We start from the raw sequence: 20,519 nt of genomic DNA on the forward strand, positions 1-20,519 counted from the left end.
ATTGCAGTCAACTAAGGGAATGAGTCACGACAGGAGTCGTCATGAAAAAATTGTTCCGCCGGCTGAAAGAATACCTGCTTTCATCAGATCCGCAGGGAGCTTATACCTGGCCCGCCGTTGATATCACGCTGCCGGGAGGCATTGCGCTCCATCTGGTCGGCACTATCCACATGGGATCGGAAAATATGTCCCCGCTGCCCGGCCCGCTGCTGAAAAAAATTGCGCATGCCGATGGTCTGATTGTGGAAGCCGATATCACGCAACCCGCACCGTCATTTCCCGGGCAGGACCCGGAATATATACGCCGCCCCGTGAGTGAGCGCTTACCAGAGGCGTTGTGCGATGATTATCGCCGCTATTGTGAAGAACAGCGCCAGCCAACAGAAACACTGGATACCCTGCCCGCCTGGCAAATCGCGCTGATCCTGCAATCCACCCAGGCACAAAATCTCGGGCTGCGTCCGCATTACGGGATTGATTATCAGATGCTGAACGCGGCACACGGGCAGAATATCCCGGTGTTTGAGCTGGAAGGCACGCAGTCTCAGATGCAGATGCTGCTCAATTTTCCGGATGAAGGCATGAGCCTGCTGGAAGACACACTGACCTACTGGCATGACAACGCCCGCGCCCTGCAAATCATGCTTGGCTGGTGGCTGGATTACCAGCCGGAAAAAACGGCGCAGCCGCTGCCGGAGACCTTCAGTGAGCTGACTTATCAGCATCTGATGATAAGCCGCAATGATGCATGGAAAACCCGCCTGAATCAGCTGCCGCCCGGAAATTATGTAGTGGCGGTGGGTGCGCTGCATCTGTACGGCGAGCATAATCTGCCGTCAATTTTGTGCTAAACTGGCAGGCCTTGTGACTCTGCCGTCTGAATTATCAGCAAGGAAATACTATGACACCGGCTGTAAAACTCCTGGAAAAAAACCGGATTACATTCACGCTGCATCCGTATGAACACGATCCGAATGACCATAATTTCGGTGATGAAGCGGTCCGCAAACTCAATCTTGATGCCCGTCAGGTGTATAAAACCCTGCTGGTAGCACTCAATGGTGATAATAAACACCTCGCCGTCGCCGTTACGCCGGTATCAGAACAGCTTGATTTAAAAGCGGTTGCCAAAGCATTGGGAGCGAAAAAAGCCGAAATGGCGGATCCGGTAAATGCACAGAAAGTGACCGGTTACCTGCTCGGTGGTATCAGCCCGCTGGGACAGAAAAAGCGCCTGCCGACATTGATTGATGAAGGTGCTCAGGAGTTTGCCACCATTTTTGTGTCCGGCGGCAAGCGCGGTCTGGATATCGAACTCGCTCCGCAGGATTTAGCTAAGGTTCTGGACGGGAAATTTGTGCCGGTGGCAAAGCGGGATTGAGAAGAAGTCATCACGCAAGTAACAGGCGGAAACCCGGTTGTTACCTGCGTGAATATCGCATTTATAAATTATGCTGCGATTTTCTCCATTTTTTTCATCCGGTTATAAGTCACAATATTATTATTAAAAATATCCAGTCCTGTCCCTTTACCCAGATGGATAGTCATCTGATTACCTTCTGTTTTAAAACCAGCCCTATGCCCACTCCATCCTGATCCCAGCTGCTCCAGCCCCAGACGTTTTCCGGCCGGATCATTTACTGCACCCCCGATATCAGTCAGCTTAGCAATTGTCCCTTCTTTCATTGTAAAACGGACCAATACACCACTATATTTTTCAGAATACGCCAGTGCAGGACTGACAGAGGTTTCGGTTGTGGCCGATAATGTTCCGGTATCAACCAATTTGCTGTAATGTTCTTCCGATATGGTTCTATAAATAATTTCGTTTTTATTGATATCCCGCTCCAGCGGAGCAGAAAATTTGTCTGCTGAACCATAAACCGGAACACCAATCAATCCGCTTCTGTCTTTTGCAGAAACCGGGGCAGGTTCTGCATCATAACTATTTGCGGGTTTATAACTACTTACCTTCTTCGTTATTATCGAGGACATCTTATCGAGCGTCACTCCGAATTCAGTCCCCCGCTGTTTTTTGCTCATTTTATCAATCTGGATTTCCGTTTCCTCATGAGCAGCAGCAAAAGCATGTCCGCCCAGTTCTCCTATTCCCCCCATATAGGCCTGAACATCTTTTGTTGTATAACGCCTGAAATCTTTTGTAGCATCTTTTGCCAGTTGCCTTAAGGATTTTGGTGCCTCAGGCGCAAGCCCGTCATTATCATAAAGCGTCACCGGGTTATTTCTCACCATCCGGAACAAATTCAACCCGTCAACTGTGCCCGCAGGGTCTGAACTCAGCCAGCGGCCTGCCCATGGCTGATAATAGCGGTAGCCGTAATAATACAGCCCGGTTGCATCCCGCTCTTTGCCGGAATAACGATGAGTTTTGTAATCAATTCCTGCATCAGGGCGAGCGACCAGTACCGCTGTGCCGCCAAACGGATAATATTCCTCCTGACTCAGCTGATTGCCGTCGCCGTCTGTTTCCAGTCCGCTGCTGCCGATAAGATTGTCATAACTGAAGCGCAGATGATCTTTTTTGCCATCCGCCCAATGCAGATACCGCACCTGCGCACGCCCGGATGCACCCGCGCAAATCACCTGATAATCCTCAGTTCCCGTGCGTAATTCCAGACCCGGCAGATAAATCACCCGCTGTGTCTGTGTACTGTTACCGGTTTTTTGTACCGAGATTTTTAAGATGCGCTGACTGTCTGCGCCGTAACAGTAGCTTTCACTGTCACCGGCAGCGCCCTTGCGCGTCACCGGCATCACGTTGTGCAGCTCGGCCCGTGCTGTCCACGCCAGCGTCTGTCCCGGCATCAATTGAGTCTGCTGTCCGCCCGGGGTAAACAGCGCATCCACTTTGTCCGGTGTGGCTGCCAGTGTTTTTAATACCGCGTGATTGCTGCGGTTACTGACCGTGATTTCAGTGGTGTAATTGTTCGCGGTAGTGGGTGCTGAGTGGCGGATCTGTGTCATATTACCGGCACGATCATAGGTGTAATTGCGGGTGTAATTGGTGTAAGTGGCTTTATCAAACGTGGAACTATCAGGGAGGGAACTACTTTGCTGTCCGGCATTTGCCATCTCGCGCCCGCCGGCGCTGACCAGCTGGTACAAGCTGTCATAGATATAGGTATTTTTCGGCACCACTTTCTGATTATGCCAGAAGCGCGTCTCTTCGGCGTCATTGGTCACAGATAACACATTGCCGACCGGATCATACTCATAGCGCAGATCCTGCAATACTTTTTTCTTCGCCGGATGTTCTGTTTTTATCGCGATCAGCCGCTGTGTCTGCGGTTCATAGGTGTACGTGGTCACTACGCCGTTACCGTGCTCTTCACGCAGCTTTTGTCCGGCGGCAGAGTAATCAACCGATTTAATTATGATTTTTTCCGTACCATTTTTGAGGATAATGCGACTGGTACGCAGCAACCCAGCGATATCATACGTGACCTTCTGCTGATGACCTGCCGAATCTGTGGTAATCAGTACCGCTCCGGTAGCATCCGCGATAGTCTGTGTGGTGTGTTTTTCCGCTGACAATAACGCATCAGGGTTGTTTTCCGGCCAGTTTACGGACAGATCCGGATTATCCGCCTCTTTCAGCAACTGACGGGTGACTGACAGCGGAACGCCGGTCAGCGCGATGCTCTCTGTCTGTGTCAGTCCTGCGGGATCATAATGATGAGTGCAGACACCTGCCAGGTTTTTGTCTTTTGCTGCCTGACTGTTATCCCCATAGATAAACCGCTCCGTAATCAATGCATCATGACCTGCCAACTGCTCCGTGATACTCAGCGGGCGCCCGGCTGAACTGCTGCCTTCGTACTGAAAGGTGTGCGTTACGCCACGGCTCAGGTCATCCTTCCCGTTTTCATCCGTGCTAATCTGACTGACCGCGATCATCGGCCGCCCTGCCGCATCACTCAATGCCAGCGAGGTGCCGGCATCACAGCTTTCCGTGCGCAGCACCTGCCCGGACAGTGAGGTGAGATAGCGGAAATTTGTCCGTTTGGCGTCGCTCAGGCGCGGGTCAGTGCTGCTTAGCTGAAAACCGCGCGCATCATACTGATGGCGGGTAATACGTTCATCTGTTGTCGTCAGTGAATCCGGATGGCGGTGATAAGCGATATCACGAATGACATGACCGCGGTTATTTAACACTGTCACCGTGGGGGTTTTCTGGTGTACAGCTATTTTTGTGCTGTTCATAAATAGTCTCCTTTTATTGAGATAAATATCAGTGCAAGTTCAACATGAACTACTTGCAGATATTCTGTTCCATTTTATAAACAGATAGAAAAAGAGAAATGATTAAAAATGGCAAAGAAGGAAAAATTCATTTTTTATTTCTTATATATCAATAAAAACAACATATTATTTCAATTCAGATAACCTGACGTTATATGCGAAAAATCTATTTAAAAATCAAATTTATCTATTAAATAAATACAACACCGGAAAATATCCCGGCGTTGTATTTCAGTTAAAATCCGTTATTTGTTTTTATAGATGATTTCGCCCTTTGGCTCATAATCTGCCATTTTCAGCGGCGAATGCGCTTCAATATACCCTTTCAGCACTTCTGCATCGACAAAGCCGGTACTGACATATCCCGGATGCGTATCAAGTTTCGGATAACCATCCCCGCCGATAGCATTAAAGTTCAGTGTCGCCATACGATAGGTTTTAGTCGGATCGACCGGTTTGCCATCGATAGTGACATTACTGATTGACCCGTCTTTATTCAGCGTCAGTCCGACATTATAAAACTGCGCATATGCCCCGGAGTCCGGCTTCATATTTGCAACTGCCTGTAAATACGGCAGAACTTCCGCCCCTTTAAAATCGACATACACCAGTTCATTCGCAAACGGCTGAACTTTGAGCACATTTTTGTAAGTAATATCACCTGCATCAATAGAATCGCGCACACCGCCGCCGCTCATAATGGCAAAATCAGCATTCGCCCGCTCTTTTTGCGCAGCCAGCAGCAGATGACCCATACTGGTCTGTTCAAAACGGACTTTACTACGGTCACCTTCCAACTTACCGTCCACCGAGCCAACTTTAATGCTCAGCTGTTCGTCACCCTTTTCCTGATACGGCGTCAGCAGTTTCAGCATTTCCGGGCTTTCAGTAATTTCACTGGTGTAATAGATACGCTCTGATGTGCCATCTTCTTTTGTGACTTTCTTTTTAAGATTCACAGGAATGAGCTGATAGTGTTTGAGTGTGAATTCCCCGTTACGGAACTGAAAATCTGCGCGGCCGACATATTTGCCCCACTCATGGGCCTGCACAATCCAGGTGCCGTTCTGATTATCCGGCGCACATGGCGTACCGGGTACGTAATCTGCAATTTTGTAATTTTTGTTTTCCGGCTGCATACAGACCGGATCCTGAGAGTGTCCGCCGACAATCATATCCAGATACCCGGCCGGCAGACTGCGTGCCATTTCCACATCTCCCGGGGCATTGGAGCCATGATTGGCATCATCATAATGTCCCATGTGCGTGGCAGCGATGATAATGTCCGGTTTTTCTGTTTCACGCAGGCTTTCAACCACTTTTTTGGCTTCTTCTGCCGGAACGCGGAATTCAGTATCAGGGAAATTGCCCGGATTACCAATTTTGGCCGTATCATCCGTTGTTAAGCCGATAACGGCGATTTTTATACTTTGTTTATCAAACAGCGCATACGGCTTAAATAAACGTTCGCCGGTACTTTTCTGATAAATATTGGCAGAGAGAAACGGGAAAGTGGCCCATTTTTCCTGAGTCCGCAAGGTTTCCAGCGGATTATCAAACTCATGGTTACCCAGCGCCATGGCATCATACCCCACCAGATTCATCCCTTTAAAATCCGGCTCGGCATTTTGCAGATCAGACTCCGGTACCCCGGTATTAATATCCCCGCCGGAAAGCAGCAGAACAGAACCGCCTTTCTCTTCCACTTCTTTACGGATCCCGTCTACCAGCGTTTTCTGAGCGGAAAGTCCGTATTCGCCGTGATCATTCTGCCAAAAGTGCCCATGATGGTCATTAGTGTGTAAAATCGTAATATCATAGGTTTTATCTTTTTCCCATGCACCGGCAAGTGCCGGAAAAAGTGCCACAGAAACCGCCAGAGCACTGGCGGTGGTTTTAAATGCAAATGTCATGGTCGTTCCCCATGTTTCTGAATGATGATAACGGCACATAGCCGGAAAGCATGCCGATCCCTGCCGAAAGTATGATTAAAAATCACAATTTTTAATACCTGTTCTGACAGATCCGACAAAGAAGTGAGACTTCACTCAATATTCTGCTATTTAGTGTACCGTAACAATACCGGTATCAGCGTCCTGAAAAAACCTTAAATATCAATAATAAATCATAAGAATAGTGCGGTTTTTCCGTACCGGAAATTGCATTTATTTTATACCGGCCTACGCATTACCTTTGTAATACCCGTATAAATACGTCAACAAGACACGTCCTTTCCATGCTGATTTACATAATATGGCTATTGTTATGTCAAAATAAGATTAAACTTCATAAAGCCATTGTTAATAAAGAAAAAATAAAAAACAAAAACACAGCCAACCCGCAATAAGACTCCGAGCATAAAGAGCAGAATAAGCTAAAAATAAGCGAAGCTGAATGGTATCTGCTGTTAACAGCCGGTTTTTACATAATTACTTATATTTTTAACGCGATTTATGTCACAAAAACATGTACTATATTTATAATAGACCCACATTTATTCACATTGCGAATTAAAAAGGAGAATGAAAAAGTGCACTCAACGCCTCTCATTACAACAATTGTTGGTGGTCTCGTTCTCGCTTATTTATTTGGTATGTTAGCTCAGCGGTTAAAAATTTCGCCATTAGTGGGTTATCTGGCAGCCGGTGTCCTGGCCGGACCTTTTACACCGGGATTTGTTGCCGATACCTCTCTGGCACCGGAACTTGCTGAAATTGGTATTATTTTGCTGATGTTCGGCGTCGGGCTTCATTTTTCCCTCAAAGATCTGCTGGCGGTTAAGAATATTGCTATCCCCGGCGCAATTTGTCAGATAGCGGTAGCTACCATTCTGGGGCTGGGTCTGGCCAGTCTGTTTGACTGGGGACTGTTCACCGGTATTGTCTTTGGTCTGAGCTTATCCACCGCCAGTACGGTTGTGCTGCTGCGCGCCCTGGAAGAGCGGCAGCTGATTGACAGTCAGCGCGGTCAGATAGCTATCGGCTGGCTGATTGTGGAAGACCTGGCGATGGTTCTGACCCTGGTTCTGTTACCTGCGGCAGCATCCATCATCAATAACCCTGAAGCGAACGCCAGCAGCTCTGAATTACTGATGAGTCTGGCGATGACCATCGGTAAAGTGGTTGCTTTCATTCTGATTATGATTTTCATCGGTCGCCGTGCTATTCCGTGGTTACTCGCCAGAACCGCCGCAACCGGCTCCCGTGAGCTGTTCACGCTGGCGGTACTGGTACTGGCGCTGGGAATAGCCTACGCGGCAGTTACACTCTTTGAGGCCTCATTTGCTCTGGGTGCGTTCTTCGCCGGTATGGTGCTGAACGAGTCTGAGCTGAGCCACCGCGCCGCACAGGATACGCTGCCGCTGCGTGATGCGTTCGCCGTTCTGTTCTTTGTCTCCGTCGGGATGCTGTTTGACCCGATGGTACTGATTAACCATCCGCTGGGTATTTTAGGTGTTCTGGCGATCATTATCGTCGGTAAATCGGCCGCGGCAATGCTGCTTGTACGCCTGTTCGGGCATAACCGGCGAACCGCGCTGACGGTTGCGGTGAGTCTGGCACAAATCGGTGAATTTGCCTTTATCCTGGCCGGAATGGGCGTGGTACTGGAAGTCCTCAACCGCCAGGCCAATGACCTGATTTTAGCCGGGGCGATTGTCTCGATTATGCTCAATCCAATCTTATTCACCCTGCTTGACCGTTATCTGGAAAAAACAGAAACACCACAAGAGCAGCAGGAAGAAGAAACACTGGATGAAATCACCCAGGTTCCGGTCAATATCTGTGGTCATACTATCATTGTCGGTTATGGCAGAGTCGGTTCCATGCTGGCAGAAAAACTGCACAATAAAGGCTATCCGGTTGTTGTGATTGAAGATACCCGCGCCCGCTTTGAAGAACTGGCAGAACGCGGTTTTGCATCCGTGATGGGCAATGCGGTTTCACCTGATGTGCTGGAGCTGGCTCGCGCGGATTGCGCCCGTTCACTGCTGCTGACTATTCCGAACGGCTATGAGGCCGGTGAAATTGTGGCAAAAGCCCGCGCGCTGAATGATCATATGACGATTATTGTTCGCGCACATTATGATGATGAGCGCACGTATATTATGGAGCGCGGCGCAAACCGTGTGGTTATCGGTGAATTTGAAATTGCCCGTGCCATGAGCAGTCTGCTGGTTGAAGACCAGACTGATCATGAATTCGGCTGCCCTGTTGTGGTGAATCCGGCAGCAGATGCAGCACCGGACAATGCGGAAGAAGGCCGTTCACTGCATGAAATGCTGCGCAAAGCGCCGGTAGTGACGCCTGAACCGGAAACACAGTCAGACAGCACGCCGCAACCATCCGCATAACGCATAAACAAGACAGACACCATCAGCCCGGCACCGTCCGGGCTTTTTTAGCATGGTAAGAGCGGTGTTATGACGGACAATTGATATTAAAAAAATATCTGAAGTGACATACTGATCGTAATTAGTGATTATCGGAGTAGCGATTTTTTATTTCGTCAATTTCCTTACTTTGAGCCGCATCGATGCATTTCATTACTGTCAGATCTACATTCGTATCTTTGCTGTTATATGTTTTTTCCAGATAACGTTTAGCTACATCAGCGGCTTCTCCATAAGCGTCCGCTGAGTATAACCCCCTTTCAACATAGGCACCTACAGCTGCATTTGCTTCCTGCTGCAGTGTTTCACCCAATCCACTATGAGCCAGGCAATAGCTGAGAGTGAAATTTTCCAGTGCATTTTTTAGTGGTTTATTTTCCTGTGCCACTGATACTGAAGAAAAAACCAGGGTCAATAGTGAAAATAGAGTTAAATTCACTTTAATTCCCATAACATCGCCTCACTAGCTTGTTGGAAGTAACAAGAATCTGAACAGCCCGTGCCATTCCAAAGTGTGGCATGACCTGTCGCATCATCCCAGCCTACATTGAAAACAATGAGCCCTTTTTTATCTTTAAATGATTTTATATCAATATTAGATTTAATAGTAATATCAGGCTTTCCTAAATTTGCTTCAATAAAACTGATTAAATCAGCCACCTTGAATATATACCATTTTTTATCTTTTCCTGACGATGTAGCCCAGCGGGGACTTCTGTTGATTGTGATGCCAGAGTAGTTAAGAGCATAACTCATACGTATAGCACAAGCATTCTGAAAAATGCCCTGATCAATATTATATTGTACTTTTCCACCTATTATTCTTCCTACATCTTTGACACTCACGTTAATTTTTGAAAAATTATTCCATATAGTAAAAAAAATTCGGCCTATTCATATTAAAAGTCCTTTTCATGAGTATTAAGCATGATTGTACCTTAACAAAATATAGCTGTAAAAATATCCAATAAAATAAGGTGATTCGCTATATAATTAATGTAATCACACGTACGAATTAATACTTTATTTTATACAAAATTAGTTATTGGTATATTCACAGATTCCCCGGAAATATTTTCAGATTGGAAGTAAATATATACTTATATTAAAGAAAGGTAATTACAGGCAAGACATGTAAATATCAGCATTTGACATCCTCCCCGCCCTAAAGGGCGAGGATCCCTACAGCGTTCAGACCGGAGTCTGACTCACTTCGGCGGGTTCCTGCTTCATCGAGCGGCCTAAAGCTGCCATCTCTCCACAGGCTAACGCGGCGTGCCCCCCCGCTAAAATATTACGAGCACCGTTTATATCGGCGTTCTCCCTGTATCCGCATTCCAGACACGCGAACTGACTTTGTGACTGGCGGTTTTCTCTCGCTGTATGACCACAGCAGGCGCATTTCTGACTGGTGTAGGCTGGATTAATCGCCAGCACCTGACCACCACGCCAGAGCTGTTTGTATTCAAGCTGGCGGCGAAGTTCGTACCACCCCTGATCTAATATCGAACGGTTTAAGCCAGATTTTGCACGGACGTTGCGCCCATGCTGGCTTACCGTACCTGATGCAGACTTTGACATGTTGGCAACCTTCAAGTCTTCAATGACGATCATTGCGTGGTTTTTGCTGATTGTCGTGCTGACTTTATGAAGGTAGTCGCGACGGATATTTGCGATATCAGAGTGCAGGTTTTGTACTTTGCGTTTAGTCTTCTTCCAGTTGTTGCTGAACCGCACCTTGCGGCTCATTTCACGTTGGAGTTTGGCGAGTTTCTTCTGATTGGCTTTAAAGCTGTTTACCGGCTCAAAAATGGTGCCGTCAGATAGTGTAGCGAGTTTTGCTATGCCCGCATCAAGCCCCACCATTGATGTTGATTTGTGTGAAGGTTCTGCTATTTCATATTCTGTCTGGACGCTGATATACCATTTGCCGCATGACTGGCTGACCGTGACATTCTTCACCTCACCCACAACCTGACGGCTGTTGCGGTAGCTAATCCAGCCCAGTTTTGGCAACGATATCCGATTGTTTTCCTGATCAAGCTTCACGCCTTGCGGGTAGCGGAATGCATCACTTTGACCGCGTTTTTTAAAACGCGGGAATGAAGCTTGTTTCCGGAAAAAATTTTTATAGGCGCGTTCCAGGTCTTTTAAAGCTTGTTGCAAAGGCTGAGAGGGCGATTCTTTTAACCACTGAGTTTCGGGTGCTTTTTTCCACTCAACCAACCACGCGGCCATTTTTACATAGGCAAGATATTTGTTCCCTGCCTCATGGTTTTCATTCTGCAACGCCAGTGATTTGTTGAATACAAAACGACAAGCCCCGGCGAAGCGCCGCATATCACGCTCTTGCTGACCATTTGGTCTTAACCGGAATTTAAAGGCTTGTAGTCGTTTCATTTCTGCAATTATACTATTGGCCTATGACAAAAGAAATTGATATTCGTCGGGGCAGACATTGTATTTTCCTGATGCATGTTCACTTGGTCTTTGTTACCAAGTATCGACGCAGAGTATTTGATCAGGATGCTATTGAGAAGCTACGCAGCTACTTTTCCAGCGTATGCGCTGATTTTGACGTTGAGCTGGTTGAGATGGATGGTGAAAACGATCATGTTCACCTGATGATCAACTATCCACCAAAATTAGCAGTGTCGAATCTGGTGAATAGCCTGAAAGGGGTCTCCAGTCGCTTACTCCGCCGTGATCGACCGGATTTAGCAGCCAGGTATTACTACAAAGGCGTTCTGTGGACTCCAGGCTACTTTGCCAGTAGTTGTGGAGGTGCGCCAATATCCATCATCCGGCAATACATTGAACAACAGCAAACACCAAGTTAGGTGGAAGACCGCGCCTTATATCCCCGCCCTGAAGGACGAGGTTTTACGGCGCACTGGATAAAAAAACCGGTGAGAGATTTCCTGAGAGCTGCTCATTCAGGCTCCCGCGTGATCCGCCGACGCTTGACTGACATTGTTACAGAAGGTAATTCAGGCAATAACTGCCACTGCAACCCGGAAGTATCCGCACCCTGCTGCTCAAAATAGCGGGTAAGTGCTTGCTGACACACCTGAAGCTCCGCTCTGTCACACTGCGCAGATAACCTGAACACCCGCCCTTTCTGATGCAGACGAAAATCCGTTTCTGCCGGTAATGCGTTACAGATTATGCGATTACAGGCATCCGCAAACAACCTGACGGGTCGGTTTTGCACATCAGCCAGCAATAACTGGTCATCACAACGCCCTTCAATGCGCTCAATAGCGGTTTGCACATCCCCGCACGGACACGGCGTGTCACGGATAACTAACACATCATCCAGCCGGTAGCGGACAATCGGCTGCGTTTTACGGGTAAAATCAGTGATCACCGGCGAAAAGCGGCGTTCATCCAGCCACTCTTTCTCAATATACAAAAAGGCTTCATTCAGATGCAGAGTGCCATGCTCACACGTACAGCCAAGAAATCCTTCCGTTGCCTGGTAGACTTCCCCGACATCATCAAATGCCTGTTGTAACAAGGCGTTATCATCTGACTCAAGCACTTCCGCCACTGAAATCACCCGCTTTGGTGACAGTGAGCTCTCACCTTTTATTTTCCGCCGCGCAATCTCTGCCAGAACCTGCGCCGGTGCCACAATAACAGAAGGCTGATACGCCACCAGGGCATTCAGATTGTCCTCAAAATCCCCCAGCAGGTCATAAAACCGGAAAGAGAGCCATCGGCTGTTTACACTTTCATAGAGATTATTGTTCGCACGCAGACATAACGCGACACGCTCACCGGCAAATAAACCGTCCGGCAGCATTTTTGCCAGCATGGTTCCCGCCCAGACCGCCTGCTCCTGCGGGCTGACGACAAACACACCGCGCCGCCCGGAAGTTCCTGATGACAGCCCGACACTGAACTGCCCGACCGTCGGTGAAAAGTTCCGCGAGGATTCACTGCACCGCGCACATTCAAGCAATTCATCCACTTTCAGCCCGGCGGTGTTCATCTGATCAAAATGTTTCATCATCAGTGCCTTATCCATCTCAGGCCACTGTGCCAACGGCAGAGAACAATAAGGCGAGAAATAGGGGCTGCGGGACAGAACGCAGCGGATGAAGCGTGACAGCATCCGCTGTTGATGCCGTTCCAGCGCCACGCGATCCCGGAACTGCCGTTTTCGTGCCCGGTGGTAATACCACAGTGTTTTCAGCAGACTCACAAATCACCTTCATGGCAGAGCTGTATCGGGATCTGACGGTTATCTATCTGATGCAGTTTATTCAGTGTCTCATAATAAGCGCGGCTATCATCCATAATCAGATTGGCAATCGCCATCGGGCCGCGCAGTTCACGGTAATTTGCAGGTGACCACGCCGCATCACCTGCCAGCAGAACCCAGCCGTCATCTGTTGCCACACATAACCCGGTATGCCCCGCCGCGTGTCCCGGCAGCGGCACCGCCAGCAGTGTTTTTTCACGGTTAACCGCGTATCCGTCTCCGAGAACTGCCAGCTCAGCCGGAAGAGCCACCTTCTCAAACTGTTCATAAAACCGGGTACGTGTTTCAAAATCATCCGGGATAAGCCCGCGCACAAAGGCTTTGCGCAGAGCAGAAAATCCTGTCAGATGGCGGGTTTTCGCCCAGCCGTCGCCGGAGCAAATCATGGGTACGCCGGGAAAATCACGCAGCCCGGCAATGTGATCACCATGAAAATGAGAAATAATAAGCCCTGATATATCAGCAGGCGTTATACCATCAGATTTCAGCTGAGAAACCAGCGCGTCTTTGGCATCAAAATAAACCGGCGTTACCGTTCGGTAAAGGCGGATCACGCCGCGCCGGGTATGGTCATAAAAATGATCGGCATAACCGGTATCAAACAACCAGCGCTGACCATGCCCCTCAATCAGCCATGCCCGCGCCGGAAATTTACAGGCTTTCATGCTCGCCCCTTTGAGCGCCACACAGCCCGGATGGGTGCAGTAACCCGCTTCAAAAACCCGGATCTTCATCATAACTCACCCTGTTTTTCATTATTCAGCCAGTGTGCCGTGCGGGCGATCCCTTCCGCCATCGTGTAACACGGATAATATCCCAGTTCATTCTGCGCACGCTCATTATTCAGTGTCATAGTAAAATACGCCGCGCCCAGACTATAGCGTGTCAACAGCGGCTCTTTTCCTGATCCTGCTAATTTTTCCAGACAAAACGCCAGGCCATACAACAGTGGGAAAGGTGCGGATTTTACCCGGCATTCGGTACCGGTCTGTGCAAACAGTGCGTGCAGCGTGGTGATAAGCGGTTGCGGATCCTGATTAGTAATATTATAAACTGAGCCGCTTTTTACCGGCTGCGTGGTCGCCAGCGACATAGCATGTACCACATTTTCCACATAGGTCAGATCAAACGCATTCTTTCCGCCACCGGGCAGGATCAGTCTGCCGTTACGCGCCCGAACCTGCGCCATCAGGCGCGGCAGCAATACCCTGTCATAAGGACCGAATAACCCGCGTGGGCGCAGGATCACAAAGGTAGTTGCCGGGAAGCCCGGTACAATGTCAGCTATCGCCTGCTCTGCCAGATATTTAGTCCGTGCATAGTCATTGGCAAACCGGTGATTCACCACCGATTCACGGATATCCTGCTGATGCGTAAAGTTAAAATAGATTGCCGGGGTGGAGATATGCACAAACCGCACAATACCGGCGTCCGCAGCTGCCTGAGCCAGTATCCGGGTCGCGATCAGGTTTACCGCCTCAAATTCTTCCCTGTCACCCCAGGGGGCAGAAAGTGCCGCACAGTGCCAGACGGCCTGACAGTCCGCCATCAGTGTTAACGCCGTTTCCGGGGTCAGTGTGCGCAGATCCGCCGGACGGAAAATGGCTCCGGCTGCCGTCAGTAAGGCACCCACGGCCCTGTCGCGTCCACAGGCGACAACCTCATGCCCTTCCCGCAGTAACGTTTCTGCTGCGTTGCGTCCCAGCCCGCTGGTTGCTCCCGTGACTAAAATTCTCACGGCACCAGTACCATTGCAGAGAGTGCCAGCCCGGCCGCTGTGCCGACCAGCAATACACCGGATTTGCCGTAAAACCGGTCGGTAATAATAGCTTCATGCAACGCTGACGGAATAGACGCCGCCACCTGGTTTCCCCGGGTGGCATAGATATCCACAAGCTGTTTATCAGTGATCTTCAGCCGCTTGCGCATGTGTTCCAGCGACAGATGGCTCGCCTGATGCGGTACCACAGTATCAATCTGTGATAGTGCAATGCCGGCCTGTGACAGCACGCGATCAATAAAACCGTCAATCAGTGATGATGCCAGACGGAACAAAGGCTTACCTTTCATGTGAAACAGAAAATCGTCTTCTTTCATGCCGGTCCGGGGATTACAACGGGTTCCCCCGGCGCGGATCTCACACATATCCAGGCCTTCGGGGTAGGTTTCCAGGCGAAACGAGAGAATACCGCTGTGTCCGTCGCCTTTCTCAACAATGGTGCAGGCAGCACCATCGCCGAAAATCAGGGATGACTCTTCATGTGTCCAGTCAATGCCGCGTGACGCAAGGTCAGCTGATACTATTGCTATACGCTGATATTGATTTGTTGCCAGCAATCCCGCGGCAATTTGTAATGCAGATAAATAGCTGACGCAGCTGGCATTAACATCAAAACAAGCAATTCCCGGTGTCAATGATGAGCAGGCAAGAATATGTGCGGCACTGCACGGCAGTGCCTGAACCGGGATGGCAGATGCACAAATCAGGGCATCCACAGAGGCCGGGGCAATATTCTGCTGTGCCAGCGCATGATGCAGGGCTTGCGCCGCCAGTACAGCCTGGCAGTCTGACGGGGCGGCATGATAGCGCCAGCGGATCCCGGCCCGTTTTTCCACATACCCGCTGCGTTTATTGAAACGTTTATCAAGATCAGCCGATAAAACGCGGTCAGCCGGTAGTGCAACACCTGAAGCCACTATTTTCAGCGGAACAAGCGCGGTGTTGTCTGACATCATCATTTCCTTACTCATTTTTATCGTTATTAATTAATTTATTTACCAAATTATTATCGTATATGGTATAGGAAAATGCGTATATGAAAAAATCATGTTTGAAACAGCACTATTTTCTACCGTACAGCACAAAAAAAATCCTGCCGGAGCAGGATGTTACTTAAAAGATTTACAGTAACTTTCATCTACCATAAATAAAAAGCCGGAAATAATTAACCGGCTTGTTAATGACATTCAGACTAATGATATTAAAACCACAGACATTTAAACAACACTCAGTACCTGATTCTGAACCAGTAAGTCAATCGAGTAGTCATGAATAGTGATGGTATTCTGTGCATCACTGATAACTACATTTCCTTTTACATCGCGGGCGTGAAGCAATACATCGCAAACATCTTTAAACATATCCGAGGTGAACTGAACAGTGTCTTTATCATGTGCGTACTGATTTAAATCCATAATATCGGTTTTTCCGCCACTGTTTTTATCAAAGTGGAAAATATCATTACCGATACCACCAAACAGGATGTCATTACCTTTTCCGCCATACAGGAAGTCATTACCTTCCCCGCCGTATAGTTCGTCATTACCGTCATTGCCGAGAAGAATATCATTAGCCTCCCCGCCGACCAGCAGGCTGGCAATTTTCAGCGCATGCAGTGTGTTATTACCACCAAGACCAAATACCACGCTGCCGGTTAAATCATCATCACCGTTTGTGCCGACAACCGCATTTTTATATTGTACTGTCTCTTTGGTTTTGAAAATAAAACCGGATTCATAACTCAGATTATGCGCATTCACATCAAAGGTTTTATAATATTCTTTGGCGAATTCCACTTTTTCAATGGATTCTATTTTTTTCATCCCGGTACCATCTTTCGGGAGGAAATACACAAAATCATTCACTTTATAAACATCCCAGTCTCTGGCAAAGCCGTGCAACATCAGCGTATCTGTTCCGGTTCCGCCGTCAATAACATCAGCACCTAAGCCCGGATTAATTTTATCGTCACCAGCTCCGGCAGAAATATAGTCACCTGCATCATTGCCTTTGAGCATATTGCCGTATTCATTGCCGAATATAAATGCCGGTTTACCGTAGTGCCCGGTATTCTGATAAATATCCCCCACCCATTTTGTATGGCGCATCAACTGGGATAAGTTATCCATGACAACAACACTGTCTTTATTCAGCAGCGGGTAAAATTTGGATGTTGCGATCCGCTCCCAACTGTCAGTCACCATATTCATAATATGGGGTGTCCAGCTAATCGGGATATTAAGTAATGATTTCGCCAGATAATTACCGCCACCCAATAAAGATAATGAATGTGGATCATCAAACGAAATAATATTATTAAATGTAGATTCATAATCTTTGTCCGGATTAACGACTAAAGGTTTAGTCCCTAAAAATGCGCCAAAGAATGAATCTGCATCACCTGCAATACGGAATACCGCATCATTTTCAAAACCAATATTCAGAACCGAACCATCATCATGAATATTCGGGCTGGCAAATGCAATATAGTTTGAATCTTTAAAGAACCCGCCGGCCAGCGTTTCCCTGGCTTGCGCGTTGACATTCACCAATCCGGCACCCAGGCTGTTACCGGTGATAATAATATCTTCCGGTGACAAGTTATTTTTGATTGCCAGATCTTTAACGGCTTCCAGCAAAGGCTCAAGATGCTTTGCAATGTTTCCGTTATTTAATTGTGTATAATCAATAAGATCAACAAGGTCATTGGTTCCGGTCCAGGTGAGTGTGATTTTTGTCAGCTGATTATGATCATCAAACTCACCTAAAATACGGGATTGTAATCCCTGAGACGGAATAATCTTACCCGTTACCGGACTGCTTACTTTATAAAAACCAAAGCGATCCATGGCACTATTCGGCAGGTTCAGCTCAGCGGGCTTTAACTCACGCCATCCGGCAGGAATACCAATGTCCATTTTACTGGGCATCCAATTGAATGCATCGGATAATGGTTCAAGTATATGTGTAATTACTTTCGCCACAGGGAAAAAACCAAGCTGAGTATGCAAGTTATCATACATAGCAATTTTCTTAGCCGTCATCATTAAATCTATTGATTCTTGCGTTGTATAGTTCTTATAATTAAATATCATATTTCATTCCTTGAGTTTATTCCTTGCCACAATTACCTGTTCATATTTAAACCGGTGTTAATGTAGTTCAAATATTGAGTAATGGCAATTAAACTAACCCTAAAATAAGGATTGTTATTTATTATCACAAAATTAAGTATTAATACCCGGAAATAAAAAAGCCTGCTACAGATGCAGGCTGATTATAATGTATGGGTAATTAAAATATTACCGTTCCCAATAGGACTCTTCCAGGCTGTCTTCCCGTTCCGGTAATCCCTTAGTCAGGCGCGGTGAATGCTGAATAAGTACCTGATAACTGACGCGGTTAGCATACCGGCATACCTGAGCTAAAGAAGAATATGTCAGATAGCGGCGCTGATGTTTAGCCGAATTAGGTATATTCATCCGATGATAGCTATTTGCAGTAATATCATGAAGTAATGCAGATAATGCACCATCTCCGGCACCGTTAGTATTCATTATTTTTTCCGGCCCGCCCATATAAGGTTCAATATGGGAATAAACCCGTGATGGTTCTGTGCAATCTTTTTTACGCATTGCACGGCTGAATTCATAGCGGTTAAATTCAGCCAGTCCACCCGGTAATAACGGATGGGTTGTTTCGCGTTTAAATTCATCCTCAGAATATCCGGCCATATATAAACCCGCCGGTCCTGCGGTACAGAGCACCAAATCGACCCAGTCGAGTGCTTTGTCTGACGCCAGAAGAGGATCAGAAATCCCGGTCAGCGCCAGCGCTTCTTCCTCATTCATCGCCAGCACAGAAACATTCTCTGCGAGGAAATCACGCCACCACTGCGGATCTTCAGCAATCACATGTTTTGTACCCAGCGTCAAAACGACCGGGACATCATGTTTTTTTGCATATTCGATGGCTTTCATGGTGGCTTCCGGCATCGGCTCACCCGGCTTACAACGAACCAGGTACGCAGTCAGTACCAGAGCTGATGCATCAGCAATAATATCTTCAGGAATATTTTCCGGACGCAATTGATTCATCAACCCGGGACTAATAGCAAATGTCCGTTCACCATTTTCACTAATCAGGGTAAAGCAGCGCCCGATAGGACCATCAACGCCCTGCAAATAATTAAGATCCATCCGGCTGGATGTATTACATAAGTAATAATACGCATAACTACCAATCCGGATATTACTGCACATCGTGCCCAGCAATACAGAGCGGTCATCCGCTAAAACAGAGTAATTATGTAATGTGTTGCCGATAGTTCCACCCGCAAATTCGTGGGTAATCAGTGACTTTTCAATCAATTCCCGATAAAGCGCTTCTGCCGTATCATCTTCAATCACCAGAGAATGCCCGCGGCTCAGTTGATAACGACGGATAAAATCATCATCCACATTCGCTTCGATATCCACGAGAGTCTGATCAATGCCCACAACATAAGCGCGGGTATTTTCATCATCCATCATCATTTGGATAGGCTGCAACAGCGGATCACGCAGACTGACAGGAAAATAGTGTTTAGATTTACGTCTACCGGGGAATTTCATAGTGATTTAATGGCGCCAGAAAAAGATAGCGCATTTTATCATAAGCTGACAGGAATGTGAGCGGGCTGACACATGAATGCCCGCTCAACCCAAAATTACGCTGGTTTTTTCCGGTTAACGAACATATTCCATGAAAAAACGGTCAGAACAGAGAGAATAAAACCTAAAAATGCAGAAGCCAGGATATACATTTTAACTCCCGGTCCGTCTTTTACGGCCGGCAGAGCGGGGGCTTCCTTCACGGAAAACGGCATAATATCCAGCGTGAGGGGATCCACATTGTTAATCACCTGCAATACATACTCTTTATCCTGAAGCCTTGCATTAACCTTAGATAGATCCATATTTTTCAATGCATTTTTCATCTCAGCAATAGCAGGACGCCCTAATGCACTGTAGGCTGCGACCGGATCAGACGCGGTACTCTGCGGCGCAACCGCCGGACTGTTTCCGGCTATTTTTTCAGCCATACTAAGATATGCAAGTGTCTGATCCCGCTCATGTTCAACCTGTACAAGTGCAACATTGTATTCAATTTGTCCCTTATTCAGTGCCGCATCCAGATTTTCCTGTAACTGAGTTTGCTGCACTGTACGGCTATAGTCGCGGGTATAATCCAGATAGTCTGACAACAGACGCTGTGCTGTTTGCGGATCATCCGCCGTAAAAGAGACGTTGGCTGTTGCCGGCATCAGTAAATCGGCCTCTTTTCCCTGAAAAGCGAATGCGCCGGATGGTGTCAGATTACCCGCTGACCGCAAAAAATTCTGCTGAATATCCGGTGACTGCCAAACGGTTCTGAGTACATTAAATGCAGCGGGCAAATCCGATACGGCAGGCACATTCAGTGCATCCATTTGCAGGCGCAGCTTATTTAGCAATGGCATATCGCGGACATTAACTGCGGCAATTTCAGCCGTACTTGTCCATTTCTGCGGCAGCAATTTTGACAGACCAAACCCGGCAACCGTAAACAACAGTGTCACTATAATAAGGGGTTTGAGGGCCAATGATGCAAAAAACCACGCTAAGAGGTTAGTTCATTGTTTATATTGAGATTGTTAGGTACTGCGTTTCCCTCAGTGTCAGGATAGTTGTCACCCCCTCTGAAAAATAAACCTGAGGGCGCGGAGTGACACATGAAACGTATTTCACCTGAACGAAAAGCCGCCATACTGGCTAAATTATTACCGCCGTACAACA

General features: G+C 47.6%; 16 protein-coding genes. 4 read left to right on the forward strand and 12 right to left on the reverse strand.

Annotation, left to right across the window (positions count from 1 at the left end):
• Positions 1-41: 41 nt before the first annotated feature.
• Positions 42-851, forward strand: a complete 810-nt coding sequence (locus AYY17_RS04185) for a TraB/GumN family protein (protein WP_067421554.1) — start codon at positions 42-44, stop codon at positions 849-851.
• 50 nt (positions 852-901) lie between these two features.
• Positions 902-1,381, forward strand: coding sequence for a Cys-tRNA(Pro)/Cys-tRNA(Cys) deacylase YbaK (gene ybaK, locus AYY17_RS04190; RefSeq protein ID WP_067421555.1), 480 nt, complete (start codon positions 902-904; stop codon positions 1,379-1,381).
• Positions 1,382-1,449: 68 nt separating this feature from the next.
• On the opposite strand, the gene AYY17_RS04195 is transcribed toward ybaK, so the two are convergent.
• Together AYY17_RS04195 and ushA are read right to left on the reverse strand one after the other, a co-directional pair.
• Positions 1,450-4,224 (reverse strand): RHS repeat protein, encoded by a 2,775-nt coding sequence (locus AYY17_RS04195; RefSeq protein ID WP_067421557.1) that lies wholly within the window; start codon positions 4,222-4,224, stop codon positions 1,450-1,452.
• 284 nt (positions 4,225-4,508) lie between these two features.
• Entirely contained in the window at positions 4,509-6,176 is a 1,668-nt protein-coding gene (gene ushA / locus AYY17_RS04200; RefSeq protein WP_067421589.1) for a bifunctional UDP-sugar hydrolase/5'-nucleotidase UshA, read from the reverse strand.
• 617 nt (positions 6,177-6,793) lie between these two features.
• Between ushA and ybaL the strand changes: the two genes are divergently transcribed.
• Positions 6,794-8,614 (forward strand): YbaL family putative K(+) efflux transporter, encoded by a 1,821-nt coding sequence (ybaL, locus tag AYY17_RS04205; RefSeq protein WP_067421558.1) that lies wholly within the window; start codon positions 6,794-6,796, stop codon positions 8,612-8,614.
• A 121-nt stretch (positions 8,615-8,735) separates the two neighbouring features.
• Here ybaL and AYY17_RS04210 read toward each other — a convergent pair whose 3' ends face one another.
• From AYY17_RS04210 to AYY17_RS04220, 3 genes are all read right to left on the reverse strand, one after another.
• Positions 8,736-9,104 carry a T6SS amidase immunity protein Tai4 family protein gene (locus AYY17_RS04210; protein WP_067421560.1) on the reverse strand — a complete coding sequence of 123 codons (369 nt, stop codon included), beginning with the start codon at positions 9,102-9,104 and terminating at the stop codon, positions 8,736-8,738.
• Positions 9,089-9,499, reverse strand: a complete 411-nt coding sequence (locus AYY17_RS04215) for a type VI secretion system amidase effector protein Tae4 (RefSeq protein ID WP_235845269.1) — start codon at positions 9,497-9,499, stop codon at positions 9,089-9,091. Before AYY17_RS04215 ends, AYY17_RS04210 begins: the two co-directional genes overlap by 16 nt.
• Positions 9,500-9,844: 345 nt before the next feature.
• Positions 9,845-11,053 (reverse strand): RNA-guided endonuclease InsQ/TnpB family protein, encoded by a 1,209-nt coding sequence (locus AYY17_RS04220; RefSeq protein WP_067421563.1) that lies wholly within the window; start codon positions 11,051-11,053, stop codon positions 9,845-9,847.
• A gap of 23 nt (positions 11,054-11,076) precedes the next feature.
• Between AYY17_RS04220 and tnpA the strand changes: the two genes are divergently transcribed.
• Positions 11,077-11,493, forward strand: coding sequence for an IS200/IS605 family transposase (gene tnpA / locus AYY17_RS04225; RefSeq protein WP_067421564.1), 417 nt, complete (start codon positions 11,077-11,079; stop codon positions 11,491-11,493).
• Between the two features lie 92 nt (positions 11,494-11,585).
• Here the strand turns inward: tnpA and AYY17_RS04230 are convergent, their stop codons facing one another.
• The 7 genes from AYY17_RS04230 to AYY17_RS04260 form a co-directional block, all read right to left on the reverse strand.
• Positions 11,586-12,863 carry a F390 synthetase-related protein gene (locus AYY17_RS04230; protein ID WP_067421566.1) on the reverse strand — a complete coding sequence of 426 codons (1,278 nt, stop codon included), beginning with the start codon at positions 12,861-12,863 and terminating at the stop codon, positions 11,586-11,588.
• Positions 12,860-13,660 (reverse strand): MBL fold metallo-hydrolase, encoded by an 801-nt coding sequence (locus tag AYY17_RS04235; protein ID WP_067421568.1) that lies wholly within the window; start codon positions 13,658-13,660, stop codon positions 12,860-12,862. The genes AYY17_RS04230 and AYY17_RS04235 overlap by 4 nt, the downstream gene beginning before the upstream one ends.
• Complete coding sequence (locus AYY17_RS04240) at positions 13,657-14,661, reverse strand: NAD-dependent epimerase/dehydratase family protein (protein ID WP_067421570.1); 1,005 nt, start codon at positions 14,659-14,661, stop codon at positions 13,657-13,659. Before AYY17_RS04240 ends, AYY17_RS04235 begins: the two co-directional genes overlap by 4 nt.
• Positions 14,658-15,656 (reverse strand): 3-oxoacyl-[acyl-carrier-protein] synthase III C-terminal domain-containing protein, encoded by a 999-nt coding sequence (locus AYY17_RS04245; RefSeq protein ID WP_156656634.1) that lies wholly within the window; start codon positions 15,654-15,656, stop codon positions 14,658-14,660. Before AYY17_RS04245 ends, AYY17_RS04240 begins: the two co-directional genes overlap by 4 nt.
• Positions 15,657-15,920: 264 nt before the next feature.
• Positions 15,921-17,726, reverse strand: coding sequence for a calcium-binding protein (locus tag AYY17_RS04250; protein WP_162271095.1), 1,806 nt, complete (start codon positions 17,724-17,726; stop codon positions 15,921-15,923).
• A gap of 279 nt (positions 17,727-18,005) precedes the next feature.
• On the reverse strand, positions 18,006-19,316 hold the full coding sequence (locus AYY17_RS04255; RefSeq protein ID WP_067398979.1) for an inosine/guanosine kinase: 1,311 nt from the start codon (positions 19,314-19,316) through the stop codon (positions 18,006-18,008).
• Between the two features lie 95 nt (positions 19,317-19,411).
• Positions 19,412-20,326 carry a Wzz/FepE/Etk N-terminal domain-containing protein gene (locus tag AYY17_RS04260; protein WP_156656635.1) on the reverse strand — a complete coding sequence of 305 codons (915 nt, stop codon included), beginning with the start codon at positions 20,324-20,326 and terminating at the stop codon, positions 19,412-19,414.
• Positions 20,327-20,519 lie beyond the last annotated feature (193 nt).

This window comes from Morganella psychrotolerans (assembly GCF_001676055.1).
Classification (GTDB): Bacteria; Pseudomonadota; Gammaproteobacteria; order Enterobacterales; family Enterobacteriaceae; genus Morganella; species Morganella psychrotolerans_B.